We start from the raw sequence: 15,161 nt of genomic DNA, 5'->3' as shown, positions 1-15,161 counted from the left end.
TGACCGCCCCCGCCGGGCGGTGACCGCACACGCCACACCTCTGCGTGCGCGGGCCGCCCCCGCCGGGCTGTCAGAGCACACGCAACGCCCTTTGCGTGCGCTAGCCGCCCTCAACTCGGGCCGTGACCGCACACAAACCAGGAGCGCGTGCGCTGGCCGCCTCTCGCGGCACGCGGTCGGGGCTCTCGGTTCAGCCGAAGGCGCCGGTGACGGTTGCGGTCTCGCCCTGCTCCGTGGCGGCCGTCGCGGCGTAAGTGTCCCCGCCCGCGTCCCGACCTCCCTCGGCGTAGGTATAGCGCGCGTAGAAGACGTATGTCCCAGGCTCCAAAACGTCGCCCGAGGAGAGCACGAAGCGGTACAGCAGCGCGTCCGGCTCCTCGGTGACCGTGCTGGTCACGCTCGCACCGGGAACCTGCTGGCTGCCGCCGCGGGAGACCAGTTCCGGGGTACGCGTCACCCGGATCGTCACGTCGAGCGCGGTGAGCTTCTCGGTCGTCTTCACCGTCACCACACCGGTGCCCTGCGCGCCGGAGGCGTCGATCGAGCCGTCCGACCAGAGCGGGCCGCTCGTCGTGGTGTCCCGTGGCGTGTCCGCCGGGGCCACGCCGGGGGCGGACGACGGAGGCGAGGAGGGGGATGCCGGCGCGGAGCGGGGTCTCCGCGCCGGCGGGGACGTGCTGGTGGCGGTGCTGGGGAGATCGGAGGGGGACGCCGAGGCCGAGGGCGACGACGGCGCGTCCGACGGGGTCACCGAGACGCTGACGCTCGGCGCCGGCGGCGCCGGAGGGGGCGTGCCGTCGCCGGCCAGCGCCCACTGCGCGAATCCGCCGCCCCCGAGAACGGCGGCCACCGCGACAGCCGCGCCGCTGATCCGCAGCCTCGGCGACGCCTTCCGGTGCCGGGCGAACTGGTTGCGCATCGCCGTCTGGGTGATCCGGTCGAGCATCGCGTCGCGGTCCGGCCGGTGCCGTACCGCCTCGGCGCGCAGTGCCGCGCGCAGGTCGTCCTCGATGAGCCTCATGGCGCCGCCCTCCAACCGTGGAACTGTTGCCAAAGGCGGCCGTCGGCGGCCCATCGGCGAACGGTGACCGCCGGACCCGGGTGTCCGGCGGTCACCGGGAACGTCACTTGTAGGTGACGTCCGACTCGGCGTACTTGCAGGTCACGCCGTCCGCACCAGATCCGATCTTGGTCGGCTCCTTGCCGGTGTTGTTGCCCGTGAAACGGACGCAGATGTCCAGGTCGTCGTCGCCGACGATGGTCACCTTGGACAGCGTGGCGGTGTCGCCGTAGTTCGCGTTCACGCCGACCAGGCTCTTCGCCGGGGCGGTCGCGATCACGTTCTGCACCACGACGGCGCGCTTGTACTGGGTGGAGCAGTTGCCGCAGGAGCGGTAGAGCTTGCCGAAGTCGGCGACCTGGAAGTTCTTGATGGTCAGGGTGCCGCCGCCGTTGTGCTGGAAGACCTTGTCGTCAGCGCTCTTCGCGCCGCCGCCGTCGACGGTGTAGGTCGCCGAGGTGCCGCCCTTGAAGGTGGCCGCGTCCTCACCGACGTTCTCCCACCACACGTTGATCAGCGTGCAGGAGCCGGAGCAGTGGACGCCGTCCGCGGCCGGGGCGCCGAGGATGACGTTCTTCAGCACCGCGCCGTCGGCGAGCTTGAAGAGCGGGTCCTGGCCCTCGTCCTGCGAGTCGTCGCCGAGCGCGCCGCTGCCGTAGTAGCGGACGTTGCCGCCGTCGAGCGTGCCGGACACGGCGATCGTGGCGGTCACGGGCTTGGTGCCGGTCGCGGTCGGCCAGGAGGCGGTCGGGCTGGTTCCCGTGCTCGTGGTCGTCGGCGTGGCCGTGGCGGTCTTCGACGTGCTCGGGGAGGCGCTGGCGGTCGCGGTCTTGGAGGCGCTCGGGGAGGCGCTGGCGGTCGCGGTCTTCGACGCGCTCGGGGAAGCGGTCGGGGAAGCCGTCTTCGAGACGCTCGGGGAGGCGGTGGCGGTTGCCGTCGCAGCAGTCACCGGGCCGACCGCCACGTCGTCGAACGACGCCGACGCATAGCTGGTGACCAGGCCGATCCGCCCGGTGCCGGCCAGGGTGCCGGTCCCGGTGGCGACCTTGGCGCCGTCGACGTAGCCGGTCACGGTGCTGCCCGAGGCGTCGATGCGCAGCGTGTGCCAGGTGGTGAGGTTGCTGACCGCCACCGAACCGAGCACGCTGACCGTGCTGCCCTTGACCGACTGCAGCTCGGCCTTGCCGGCCGAGGTAAGGGCGAGCCGGTACATCGTGGAGGCGCTGCTCGCACGGGCCGCGATGCCGGCCAGGCCGCTGCCGATGGTGACCGGCTTGACCTTCGCCTGCACCGAGTAGTCGGTCCAGGAGGTCTCGCCGGCGAAGACGCGGGCCAGTTCGCTGTCGGCCTTCGACTGCTGGTAGACCTTCGAGCCGTCGGTCGCGACCGCCCAGGTCCCGCCCGACTTCGACCAGCCGCTCGCGCCGCTCTCGAAGTCGTCGGAGAAGAGGGTGGAGGCCGAGGCCGAGGGGACGAGAACGGCGACCAGCGCGGTCACCGCACCGGCCGCACCGGCAGCGCCGAGGCCCGTAACCAGCCGGCGGCGCCGGCGGCGGTCCGAGGCAGTGGGAGGCATTGCGTGCCGCATGTTGCTCCTACTCAAGGGGTCGTCTCGCATGATCAAGCGATCACGCCCCGGTAGTGGCGCGGCTGCCCCCTGAGGTTGTTCGGCGTGACCTAGGTCACACCCGGCGCCTCAGCTCCCCCAGCGGGCCTTCTCCAGCAGGTCGAGCACCTCGGCGGCGGCATCCTCGCCGCCGGCCCGCAGCACACGGGCGGCCTCGTCCATCGTCTCGGTCAGGCGCTGCCACTGCGCCTCCCGCTCCCTGGAAGCCTCGGCCTGCGCCTTGAGCTGCTGATTCTTCGTCCAGAGCTCCACGAAGATGGACACCTTGGCGCGCAGCACCCACGGGTCGAACGGCTTCGTGAGGTAGTCCACCGCGCCGACCGCATAACCCCGCAGCGCCAGCTGCGCGTCGCGGTCGGCTGCGGTCAGGAACAGGATGGGCACGTGCCGGGTCCGCTCCCGCCGCTTGATGTGGCTGGCCGTCTCGAACCCGTCCATGTTGGGCATGTGCGCGTCCAGCAGGATCACCGCGAAGTCGTCGGTGAGCAACTGCTTGAGGGCCGCTTCCCCGCTCTCCACGGCGACCGCGGTCACCGGCAACCCTTGCAGGATCGCCTCCAAGGCCAGCAGGTTGTCCCGGCGGTCGTCGACCAGCAGCGCTTTGGCGCGCTCACCCACGCGTATTCACCTCACCACAGGTAGTTCGGTCCTGCTCCGGCCAGTCCTCAGCTGCGTTCCGATGCCGTGCTTCCCTCCGCGTTGACCCAGCGGGCCATCAGTTCGATCAGTTCGTCCAGGTCGACCGGCTTGGTGATGTAGTCACTAGCCCCGGCCGCGATCGCCGACTCCCGGTCGCCCGGCATCGCCTTCGCCGTCAGGAAGACTACCGGCAGGTCCCGGAAGCGCTGATTGCGCCGGATTCCCCGGGTCGTCTCGTACCCATCCTGATCCGGCATCATCGCGTCCATCAGCACGATGTCGACCTCCGGGTGCTCGGCCAGGATCCGCACCCCGTCAACGCCGTTGTCCGAGTAGAGGACGTTCAGCCCGTGCATCTCCAAGGCGCTGGTCAGAGCGAAGACATTTCGTACGTCGTCGTCGATGATGAGAACGGTGGCGCCGTCCAACTGGCGACCGGCCGGGGTCACGGCCGGCTTCTTCACCTCCTCGCGAGAGGTGAGCTGCGGCATCTCCATGAGGGGCATGTCGAGCGAGGCGACCGGGCGAACCGAGACCGCCTTGGCCGGAACCGGCGGCAGCACCGGCATCGGAATCGCGTCCGGCGCCAGCGCCTCCGGCATGTAGAGGGTGAACGTCGAGCCGCCGTTCGGCACCGAGGCCACCGTGATCGTGCCGCCGAGCAGGGCCGCGAACTCCCGGCTGATCGACAGGCCCAGGCCGGTGCCGCCGTACTTGCGGGTCGTGGTGCCGTCGGCCTGCTGGAACGGCTCGAAGATGATCGCGAGTTTCTCGTCCGAGATGCCGATGCCGGTGTCGGTCACCGCGAAGCCGACCACCTGCCGGGCGGAGAGCAGCGACGGCATGTCCAGGTCGACGTCCGGCGAGGCCGGGAAGATGCTGAGCGTCACCGAGCCGCTGTCGGTGAACTTCACCGCGTTCGACAGCAGGTTGCGCAGGATCTGCTGGAGACGCTGCGGGTCGGTGACGATCGAATCGGGCAGCTCGGGCGCGACGTCGACCCGGAATTCCAGGCCCTTGTCCTCGGCCTGCGGTGCGAACGCCTGCTCCACGTAGCTGCGGATGCCGTCGAAGTCGACGACGTCCGGCTCGACGTCCATCCGGCCCGCCTCGATCTTCGACAGGTCGAGGATGTCGTCGATCAGCGACAGCAGGTCCGAACCGGCGCTGTGGATGGTCCGGGCGAACTCGATCTGCTTGCTGCTGAGGTTCTGCTCGGTGTTGTCGGCGAGCAGGCGGGCCAGCAGCAGAAGTGAGTTCAGCGGGGTCCGCAGCTCGTGGCTCATGTTCGCCAGGAACTCGGACTTGTAGGTGTTGGCGCGGGACAGCTGCTGCGCCTTCTCCTCCAGGCCGAGCCGGGCCAGCTCGATCTCCCGGTTCTTCAGCTCGATGTTCGCCTTCTGGTCGCTGAGCAGCTTCGCCTTGTCTTCCAGCTCGGCGTTGGTGCGCTGCAGCTCGGCCGACTGGTCCTGCATCTCCCGGGCCAGGCGCTGCGACTGGGACAGCAGCTCCTCGGTACGCCGGTTCGCCTGGATCGTGTTGAGCGCGATGCCGATGTTGGCGACCAGCCGCTCCAGGAAGGTGAGGTGCAGACCGGAGAAGGCGGCCACCGACGCGAACTCGATGACGCCGAGCATCTCGCCCTCGAAGAGCACGGGCAGCACGACGAGGTCGTTCGGCGGCATGGCGAGCAGCCCGGAGCGCATGGTCAGTATTCCGTCGTGGGTGGCACGGACGCGGATGGTCCGGCGCGACACCGCGGCCTGACCGACGAGGCCCTCACCCGGACCGAACATCACCTCATGATCACGGGCGACGTACCCGTACGCGGCATTGAGCCTCAGCCGCATCACCGCTTCCTCGTTGTCCACCAGGAAGAAGGCGCCGAGTTGCGCGTCGACCAGCGGCGTCACCTCGGTCATGATCATGCGGCAGACCTCGCCGACGTCGCGCTGGCCCTGCAGCAGACCACCGATGCGGGCCAGGTTCGAGTCGAGCCAGCCCTGCTCCGCGTTCGCCTTGGTGGTGTCGCGGAGCGTCACGATCATCTGGTTGATGTTGTCCTTGAGCTCCGCGACCTCGCCCTGTGCCTCGACCGCGATGCTCTGGGTGAGGTCGCCGCGGGTCACCGCGGTGGACACCTCGGCGATGGCGCGCAGCTGGATCGTCAGCGTCGAGGCGAGCTGGTTCACGTTGTCGGTGAGGTCCCGCCACGTACCGGAAACGCCCTTGACCTGGGCCTGACCGCCCAGCTTGCCCTCCGAACCCACCTCGCGCGCCACGCGCGTGACCTCGTCGGCGAACGACGACAGCTGATCCACCATCGTGTTCACGGTGTTCTTCAGCTCCAGGATCTCGCCCCGGGCGTCGACGGTGATCTTCTGGCCGAGATCGCCTCGCGCCACGGCCGTGGTGACCGAGGCGATGTTGCGCACCTGGCCGGTGAGGTTCGAGGCCATGTAGTTGACGTTGTCGGTCAGGTCGCGCCAGGTGCCGGCCACACCGCGCACCTGCGCCTGACCGCCGAGCTTGCCCTCCGAACCCACCTCGCGGGCCACCCGCGTGACCTCGTCGGCGAACGACGACAGCTGATCCACCATGATGTTCACGGTGCTCTTCAGCTCCAGGATCTCGCCCTGCGCGTCGACGGTGATCTTCTGCGACAGGTCGCCCTTCGCCACCGCCGTGGACACCTGGGCGATGTTGCGGACCTGGCTGGTCAGGTTGGACGCCATCGAGTTGACGTTGTCGGTCAGGTCGCGCCAGGTGCCGGCCACACCGCGCACCTGCGCCTGACCGCCGAGCTTGCCCTCGGTGCCCACCTCGCGGGCCACACGCGTGACCTCGTCGGCGAACGACGACAGCTGATCCACCATCGTGTTGACCGTTGACTTGAGCTCGAGGATCTCGCCCCGGGCGTCGACGGTGATCTTCTGGGACAGGTCGCCCTTCGCCACGGCGGTGGTGACCGAGGCGATGTTGCGTACCTGGCTGGTCAGGTTCGACGCCATGTAGTTGACGTTGTCGGTGAGGTCCCGCCACGTACCGGAAACGCCCTTGACCTGGGCCTGACCGCCCAGCTTGCCCTCCGAACCCACCTCGCGCGCGACGCGCGTGACCTCGTCGGCGAACGACGACAGCTGATCCACCATCGTGTTCACGGTGTTCTTCAGCTCCAGGATCTCGCCCCGGGCGTCGACGGTGATCTTCTGCGACAGGTCGCCCTTCGCCACCGCCGTCGAGACCTGGGAGATGTTGCGGACCTGGGCCGTCAGGTTCGCGGCGAGCTGGTTCACGTTCTCGGTGAGGTCGCGCCAGGTGCCGGAGACGCCGCGGACCTGCGCCTGACCGCCCAGCCGGCCCTCGGTGCCCACCTCGCGCGCGACGCGCGTGACCTCGTCGGCGAACGACGACAGCTGATCCACCATCGTGTTCACGGTGTCCTTGAGCTCCAGGATCTCGCCCTGCGCGGCCACCGTGATCTTCTGCGACAGGTCGCCCTTCGCCACCGCCGTGGAGACCTGGGCGATGTTGCGGACCTGACTCGTCAGGTTCGACGCCATCGAGTTCACCGAGTCGGTGAGGTCCTTCCAGGTGCCCGCCACGTTCGGCACCTCGGCCTGGCCGCCCAGCTTGCCCTCGGTGCCCACCTCGCGGGCCACCCTGGTCACCTGCTCGGCGAAGAGCCGCAGCGTGTCGGTGAGGCCGTTCATCGTGTCGGCCAGCTCGGCCACCTCACCGCGCGCCGACACGGTGATCTTCTGGGACAGGTCGCCTCGGGCCATCGCGGTCGCCACCTGCGAGATCGACCGCACCTGGTGCGTCAGGTTCGACGCCATGGTGTTCACCGAGTCGGTGAGGTCCTTCCAGGTGCCGGCGACGCCGCGGACGTCCGCCTGGCCGCCCAGCTCACCCTCGGTGCCGACCTCGCGGGCCACCCGCGTGACCTCGTCGGCGAACGACGACAGCTGATCCACCATCGTGTTCACCGTGCGGCCGATCCGGAGGAATTCACCGCGCAGCGGCCGGCCGTCCATCTCCAGCGCCATGTGCTGGGAGAGGTCACCCTCGGCGACCGCCACGATGACCCGGGAGATCTCCGTGGTCGGCCGGGCCAGGTCGTCGATCAGCGAGTTCACCGAGCGGACGCTGTCCGCCCAGGCGCCGTCGAGGCCCTCCTCGTCGAGACGCTCGGTCAGCCGGCCGTCGCGGCCGACGATCCGGCTTATCCGGCGCATGTCGAGGTTCTGCCGTTCCTGCAGGGAGACGACCTCGTTGAAGGCCTCCGCCACGGCGCCGGCAGTGCCGTCCCGCCGGGGCAGCCGGACCTTGAGGTCGCCGCGGCGCACCCGGCGCAACGCGTCGGCGAGCTCACCGAGCAGAACCGTCTCGTCGGGCACGCCGACGCTGGCTTCGTTCGCCGCTGTCATGCTGTCCTCACTCGCTGCTCAACCACCGGGGCTCCCTATCCTCTCTCGCCCGACCGGGTCAATGCGAGAGACGACTTTGTGCATACACCCACTGACAGGAGAGGATGCATGGGTGCCAGCCGAGGTCGGAACCATTCCTACAGGTGCGTCGCCTGATGCCCTGGTGCGCAGAACCCGGCTGCCCAATGATCGTCGTACCCCGGCGGCGGCCCGTGCACTCGTCCGCTCGGTGCTCGAGGAGACCGGCCTTGTCGTCCTGCTGAACGAAGCGCTGCTGCTGACCACCGAGCTCTCCACCAACGCCGTGGTGCACGCCAACACCGAGCTGGAGATCGAGGTGGCCGCCGACGCCGCCGGCCTCACCGTCACCGTCACCGACTTCGCGCCCGGCCCGGTCGAGCAGCTCGCGGTCGGCCCCAAGAACGAGAGCCCGGACATCGGCGAGGTGGCCGAGCGCGGCCGTGGCCTGCTGCTCGTCGACCACTTCGCGAGCCGCTGGGGCACCGTCCACGAGGGCGACGGCAAAGGCGTCTGGTTCCGCCTCGACCAGCGTTCCGACGGCGCAGCCGCACCGGTGCGGCTGCCGCAGCACGGCGAGACGCCCAGCCTCGGCGCGCTGACCGGCCTGCTGCGCAGCGGCAACGACCGGCACACCGACGAAGGCCTCGCCGACCTCGCCGCCGACCTGCTCTCCCGGCTGGCCCGGCTGACCGGCGCGGCCGGAGGAGTGGTCCGGCTCGACCGCGGCGACGGCATGGGCCGCCAGCTGCTCGCGAGGTACGGCCGGGCGCCCCGCGACAACGCCGACACCATCCGGGTGCCGCTCGACGTGCACCGGCCGTACTCCGGCGAACTGGAGCTCGACGCCTCCCCGGTGGGTTACGCGCAGTCGCTCGCCACGATGGTCGCCGAACGTTTCTCACTGCACCTGGAGAACGACCGCCTGCGCCGCGCCGACGTCCGCCGGCAGACCTGGATCACCTTCCTCGCCGAGGCCAGCGAGCTGCTCGCCCAGTCCCTCGACGTGAACCTCACGATGGCGCTGATCCCGCAGCTCGTGGTGCCCCGGCTCGGCCAGTGGTGCGCCGTGCACACCACTGACGCGTGGGGCCGGCTGCAGCTCGCCGCCGCCACCCATGCCGAGGAATCCCAGCTCGCGCAGCTGCACACCTCGCTCGCCGAGGACGGCCCGGAGTCGATCCTGGCCCGGCTGGAGGAGGCGTCCCGGCTCGGCACCCAGGTCATGTTCGGCACCCCCTCCGAGGGTTACGCGGTGCCGCTCGTGGCCCGGGGCGCCCGGCTGGGAACCCTCGCGGTGGGCCGGCACCCGAAGCACCGGCACGACGCCGACGAGGTGGCGGTGCTCGAAGACGTGGCGCGGCGGGCGGCGCTGGCGATCGACAACGCTCGGATCCACGACGAGAGGCGGACTGTCGCTCGTACGCTCCAGGCCTCTCTTCTTCCGCCCGCACTGCCGCACGTGGAAGGCATCGGGTTCGCTGCGGAGTACGTCCCGACCGGCTCCGAGGTGGGTGGCGACTTCTACGACGTCGTCCCGTTCGGCGACGACCAGTACCTCGTCGTGGTCGGCGACGTCTCCGGCAAGGGCGTGCAGGCCGCGACCGTGACCGGCCTGGTCCGTGACGTGATCCGGATCCTGGTCGACGACGGCAAGGCGATGAGCGAGATCCTCTGGCGGGTCAACCGCACGCTCGTGCAGCGCGGCGGCGGGCGGTACTGCACCCTCGCGATGGCCTCGGTGACCCGCAAGGGCGCGTCGCTCGCGGTCTGCCTGCACCTGGCCGGCCACGACCGGGCGGTGCTGGTCCGCGCCGACGGCAAGACCTCGTTCGTCGGCGAGGGCGGCACCGCGCTCGGCCTGCTGGAGAGCATCACCTCGCCGGACGTCGCGATCACGCTGGACCCGGGCGACTCACTGATCTTCTACACCGACGGCGTCACCGAGCGCCGCCGCGGCCGTGAGCTGTTCGGATCCACCCGGCTGCGGGAGGCCGCCATGCCGCTCGCCGGCTATCCGGCCGACGTGATGGCCGCCCGGCTGCGATCCACGACGATCAACTTCTCGGTGGAGGAGCCGCGGGACGACATCGCGATCCTGGTGCTGCGCAACGACGCCTGATTTTGTCGGACCCTCGTGGCAGGGTCGTCGGCATGAAGACGCAGTACTACACCGCGACCACGATCGACGGCTTCATCGCCGACGAGCACAACTCGCTGGACTGGCTCTTCGAGGTCGACGAGGGCGGGGAGAACCCGTTCGCCGAGTTCTTCGCCGGCATCGGCGCGTTCGCCATGGGATCCACGACCTACGAGTGGATCCTCGCCCACGAGAAGGCGCTGGACAATCCGGAGAAGTGGCTCGGGCCCTACGGCGACACCCCGGCCTGGGTCTTCTCCTCACGCGACCTGCCCGTCATTCCAGGGGCGAATCTTCATTTCGTACGGGGTGAGGTGTCCCCGATCCACCAGGAGATGGTGTCGGCCGCCCAGGGGAAGAACATCTGGCTGGTCGGCGGCGGTGACCTGGTCGGGCAGTTCGCCGACCAGGGCCTGCTCGACGAGGTGATCCTCGGGGTCGCCCCGGTGACGCTCGGCAAGGGTGCGCCGGTGCTGCCCCGGCGCATCAGATCGTCGCGTCTCACGCTGACCGGCGCGAGGCCGATCGGCCAGTTCGCCTACCTCACCTACGACGTCTCCCCGCCGATCTGATCGGGGCGTGGGGCCGAGCGCGGCAACGCCCGGCCCCACGTTTCCCTCTCGCTTCCCTCTCGCTCTCCCGCAGTTGATCGATCTGCCCTATTTGTCGGCACGATCGTGGCATCGTGTTGGTCATGGCGAAGACGCAGTACTACACCGCCACCAGCATCGACGGTTTCACCGCCGACCAGAGCAACTCGCTGGACTGGCTCTTCGAGGTTGACGAGGGCACCGCCAACCCGTTCGGCGAGTTCTTCGCCGGCATCGGCGCGTTCGCCATGGGTGCGACCACCTACGAGTGGGTTCTGAAGAACGACAACCTGCTCGAGGAGCCGGAGAACTGGCACGACATGTACGGCGACGTACCGTGCTGGGTCTTCACCCACCGCGACCTCCCGCCCGTCCCCGACGCCAACGTCTTCATGATCAGCGGAGACGTGCGGCGCGTTCACGAGGCGATGCTGGTGGCCGCCCAGGGCAAGAACGTCTGGCTGGCCGGCGGCGGCGACCTGGTGAGCCAGTTCGTCGACCACGGCCTCCTCGACGAGATCATCCTCGGCATCGCGCCGGCGATCCTCGGCGGCGGCGCGCCCTTGCTACGCCGTAAACTCCTGGTCGACGACCTGATCCTGACGGGCGTCAGCGAGGTGGGCCAATTCGCCTACCTCACCTACGCCGTCGGCGACGTGGCCCGCCTGGGCCGCCACCTGGCAGCCGAGACGGTGACCAGAATTCCCTCGTTCGGCTGACATCCGCGAGTGTCCGCGCCTGCCCGGCTGTGACTCATCGCTGTGCGGCAAGGCCCGTGGCTCGTTGCTGCCCGCCACTCACGGCAGCAATGAGTCACGGTCGGCCTCGCTCAGGCTGAATGCCGCCTCACGGCAAGCAGCGAACCCGAAGGCACGCCCGCATCGCCTACAAACCCGTCGCTACCGCCAGCCCTCCAAGATCCGCACGGGCCACCGCGATCCGCACGAGCAGGCGCGATCCGCACGAGCAAGCGCTGCCCGCACGGGCCACCGCGATCCACGCCAACAGGCGCGATCCGCACAGGCAGGCGCGATCACGCGCGATCCGCGCGAGCAGTCAACGCGCAAGGACGCGACGCACGAGCAAGCAACGCGCGAGCACGCACGCGCATGCAACGTGCGACCAAGCACCGCGCGGGCAGGCGCGATCACCGGCCCAAACTGCGAGGGGCCCGACCGACCCCCCGCAGTTCCAACATCCCAAAAACGAGCCGTGACCGAACCCCTCAGAACAAGCCCCGCCGATCAGCCATAGGCAACTCGACGGCCAACTCCGGCGGCGCCGAGACGACCGCCAGCTTCCCCCGCCGAGCGAGCAGCACCTGTTCCAACGCGACCAGGATCTCCCGCACCCGCGCCACCCCCAGCGAACTGGGCAGCACCGCATGAACGGTCCCGACCCCGGCCGAGCCGCGGATGGCGACGGCCGAGCCGGCGGCGTCGCGGAGGGAGTACGCCACGGCCTGCAGGTGCCGAGGCTGAGCCGCGATCCGCAACGCCACGTCGGAGGAGGCCTGGAATGGGTACTGCCCCCACCACGAGGGCGCCGCCGACGTCACGACCGAGCGGCCGCCCCAGACTCCGGCGATCTTGTCGGCGCTGCCGGCCACCTCGGATTCGTGGCCTTCGAGCAGCAGGGCGAGGACTCCACCGGTAGCCCCGGGCAGGTCGACCTCGATGGCGCTGGGCGAGACGTCCTGGGCGAGCACCGCGGAGACGAGCTCGTCCACTTCCGCCGGGGTCTCGACGGTCCGGCCGACGAAGCGGCGCGCGGGTGGCAGCGGCTCCAGGCGGAGAACGGCGGACGTGAGGACCCCGTCGATCTCGGCGATGCCGGGCCGGCCGCCCTCACCGTCGGAGGACTCGACGGCGCCGGAGGCGGTCACGTAGTCGACGCTCACGGTCTGCGCCGCGGGACTGCCGAAGCGGTGCCGCAGTGGCCCGGACTCGTTGACGGCCAGCATGCCGCCGATGGTGGCGCCCCGGGACGGCGGGTCGACGGCGAGCCGCTGGCCGCGCAGCGCGAGGGCGGCCTGGACGGCGGCGACCGGGGTGCCGGCCGCGACGACGGCGGTGGCCTCGTTGTGGTCCCAGAGGCCGTTGAGCCGCCCGGTGTCCACGATCAGATCGAGATCGGCGGGTGGGAAGCCCCAGTCGATCTTCGTACCCGCGCCGCGGACGCGGAACGAATCGGAAAGCCGCAGCGTATCGGCGACTGCGGACGCCGTGGCCGGAACAGCGACATGGGCAGCCTGCCGTCCGGCTATCCGGTCGACGCTGCGGGCCGGACGCGCGAATCCGGGACCGCAGATGTCGACGAGCGCATCGAGAAGGGAATCAGTCACGCCGTGCCTCCCCCTTACGGAGATCGAGACCCCCTGAAGATCGTCCACTCTGGCATATCGTACACATGTTCGAATAGCTGAGGCCCGAGTGTGTAAGAAACTCATCGCGGACCAATCGGCCGGTAACGTGTTTCGGGTGACGAACGAAGCGCCTCCCACCGCACATCAGTCGCCCACCGAGCGCACGTTCCACGGCGACACGGTCACCGACGAGTTCGCCTGGCTCATGGACAAAGAGGACCCGGCGACCATCGCGTACCTGGAGGCGGAGAACGCCTGGACCGAGCGGGCGACGGCTCACCTGGACGACCTGCGGCAGAAGGTCTTCCAGGAGATCCGCAGCCGCACCCAGGAGACCGACCTCTCGGTGCCGTCCCGCAAGGGCGCCTTCTGGTACTACACGCGAACCGTCGAGGGAAAGCAGTACGGCATCCACTGCCGGGTCGCCGTCAAGCCCGGTGAGGTCGACCCGCCGATGGGCGCCGACAAGCCCGGGGAGCAGGTCCTGCTCGACGGCAACGAGCTCGCCGCGGGCAAGGAGTTCTTCGCGTTGGGCACGTTCGACGTGAGCCCGGACGGCAACCTCCTGGCGTTCTCCACCGACTTCGCCGGCGACGAGCGGTTCACCCTCAAGATCAAGGACCTGCGTACCGGCGAGATCCTCCCCGACGAGGTGACCGACGCCTTCTACGGCAGCGCGTGGTCGGCCGACGGCAGCGTCCTCTTCTACATCACTGTCGACGAGGCGTGGCGCCCCTACCGCGTGTGGCGGCACACCGTCGGCGCGAGCACCGAGGACACCCTGGTCTACGAGGAGCCGGACGAGCGCTTCTGGGTCGGCGTCGACCTGTCCCGCAGCGAGAAGTTCATCGTCGTCGACACCCAGAGCAAGATCACCTCTGAGGTGCGGGTGATCCCCTCGGACCACCCCACGGCCGAGCCGGCGCTGATCGCCGAGCGCGTCCAGGGTGTGGAATACAGCGTCGAGCACCACGGCCACCGCTTCCTGATCCTGCACAACCGCGACGCCGAGGACTTCGCCCTGGCGTGCACCTCGGTGGACAACCCGGGCGAGTGGGTCGAGCTGATCCCGCACCAGCCGGGAACCCGCCTGGAGTCGGTGGACGCGTTCGCCCGGCACGTCGTGGTGTCGCTGCGCCGGGACGGTCTCACCGGCCTGCGGGTGATGACCGACGGCAGCACCGACACGTACGACATGACCTTCCCGGAGCCGATCTACAGCGTCGGGCTGGCCGGCAACCCGGAGTACGAGACGGGTTCCATCCGGATCAGCTACACCTCGCTGGTCACGCCGGACTCGGTCTACGACGTCGACCTGGTCACCCGGGCCATGACGCTGCGCAAGCAGAAGCCGGTGCTCGGCGGCTACGACCCGGCCGACTACGAGCAGTTCCGCGAGTGGGCGACCGCGCCGGACGGCACCCGTGTCCCGATCTCGATCGTGGCGCGCAGAGGCCTGGTCAAGAACGGCGACAACCCGGCTCTGCTCTACGGCTACGGCTCCTACGAGCACTCGATCGACCCGTACTTCTCGATCGCCCGCCTGAGCCTGCTGGACCGCGGCGTGGTCTTCGCGATCGCGCACGTCCGCGGTGGTGGCGAGCTCGGCCGCGGGTGGTACGAGAACGGCAAGATGCTGGCGAAGAAGAACACCTTCACCGACTTCGTGGCGTGCGCCGAGGCTCTGGTCCGGGCCCGTTGGACGTCGGCGTCGCGCCTGGTCGCGAGGGGTGGCTCGGCCGGCGGCCTGCTGATGGGCGCGATCGCGAACCTCGCTCCGGAGGCGTTCGCCGGGATCGTGGCCGAGGTTCCCTTCGTCGACCCGCTGACCTCGATCCTCGACCCGAGCCTGCCGCTCACGGTCACCGAGTGGGAGGAGTGGGGAAACCCGCTCGAATCCGCCGAGGTCTATGCGTACATGAAGTCGTACAGCCCCTACGAGAACGTCGCGAAGCTGAGCTACCCCAAGATCCTCGCGGTGACCAGCCTCAACGACACCCGCGTGCTCTACCACGAGCCGACCAAGTGGGTCGCGCGCCTGCGCGCGGTCGCCCCCGACGGCGAGTTCCTGCTCAAGACCGAGATGGGCGCCGGGCACGGTGGGCCGAGCGGCCGCTACGACGCTTGGAAGGAGGAGGCCTTCGTGCTCTCCTGGATCTTGGACGTGGTCAAGGCCGCTTAGATCAAGACCATTCTTCGTACGGGATACGCATGATCCCTCTGGTCCTCCTCGCGACCCGGGTGGTCGTGCCGGGCCGTTGCGCCGGCATCCGGGACGGATGCCGGCGCACG

Annotated in this window: 9 protein-coding genes; 4 read left to right on the top strand and 5 right to left on the bottom strand. The window is 69.7% G+C overall.

All coding sequences use genetic code 11. The features are described from left to right. Positions 1-190 precede the first annotated feature (190 nt). The 4 genes from EP757_RS11605 to EP757_RS11590 all read right to left on the bottom strand — a co-directional run bounded on the left by EP757_RS11605 (position 191) and on the right by EP757_RS11590 (position 7,756). Entirely contained in the window at positions 191-1,021 is an 831-nt protein-coding gene (locus EP757_RS11605; protein WP_127544823.1) for a hypothetical protein, read from the bottom strand. 103 nt (positions 1,022-1,124) lie between these two features. After that, entirely contained in the window at positions 1,125-2,648 is a 1,524-nt protein-coding gene (locus tag EP757_RS11600; RefSeq protein ID WP_127544820.1) for a pectate lyase, read from the bottom strand. A 108-nt stretch (positions 2,649-2,756) separates the two neighbouring features. Beyond that, the gene (locus EP757_RS11595; protein ID WP_127544817.1) at positions 2,757-3,305 is read right to left on the bottom strand and encodes a two-component system response regulator; all 549 of its coding nucleotides are present in this window, start codon (positions 3,303-3,305) and stop codon (positions 2,757-2,759) included. Positions 3,306-3,352: 47 nt separating this feature from the next. Further along, a complete protein-coding gene (locus EP757_RS11590; protein WP_127544814.1) occupies positions 3,353-7,756 on the bottom strand; it encodes a HAMP domain-containing protein in 4,404 nt (1,467 codons plus the stop codon). Positions 7,757-7,868: 112 nt separating this feature from the next. Here EP757_RS11590 and EP757_RS11585 point away from each other — a divergent pair, with 112 nt between their 5' ends. From EP757_RS11585 to EP757_RS11575, 3 genes are all read left to right on the top strand, one after another. After that, positions 7,869-9,896, top strand: coding sequence for a SpoIIE family protein phosphatase (locus EP757_RS11585; protein WP_127544811.1), 2,028 nt, complete (start codon positions 7,869-7,871; stop codon positions 9,894-9,896). Positions 9,897-9,928: 32 nt separating this feature from the next. Beyond that, positions 9,929-10,486 (top strand): dihydrofolate reductase family protein, encoded by a 558-nt coding sequence (locus EP757_RS11580; RefSeq protein WP_127544808.1) that lies wholly within the window; start codon positions 9,929-9,931, stop codon positions 10,484-10,486. Positions 10,487-10,608: 122 nt separating this feature from the next. Next, the gene (locus tag EP757_RS11575; RefSeq protein WP_127544805.1) at positions 10,609-11,223 is read left to right on the top strand and encodes a dihydrofolate reductase family protein; all 615 of its coding nucleotides are present in this window, start codon (positions 10,609-10,611) and stop codon (positions 11,221-11,223) included. Between the two features lie 506 nt (positions 11,224-11,729). Here the strand turns inward: EP757_RS11575 and EP757_RS11570 are convergent. After that, complete coding sequence (locus tag EP757_RS11570) at positions 11,730-12,848, bottom strand: FAD-binding oxidoreductase (RefSeq protein ID WP_232050464.1); 1,119 nt, start codon at positions 12,846-12,848, stop codon at positions 11,730-11,732. Positions 12,849-12,984: 136 nt separating this feature from the next. Between EP757_RS11570 and EP757_RS11565 the strand changes: the two genes are divergently transcribed. Next, a complete protein-coding gene (locus EP757_RS11565; protein WP_127544799.1) occupies positions 12,985-15,051 on the top strand; it encodes a S9 family peptidase in 2,067 nt (688 codons plus the stop codon). Positions 15,052-15,161: the final 110 nt, after the last annotated feature.

Origin of the sequence: Actinoplanes sp. OR16 (assembly GCF_004001265.1) — a bacterium.
GTDB lineage: Bacteria > Actinomycetota > Actinomycetes > Mycobacteriales > Micromonosporaceae > Actinoplanes.
Note: the sequence above shows the minus strand (reverse complement) of the source record. Positions and strands in the feature narration are given on the sequence as shown.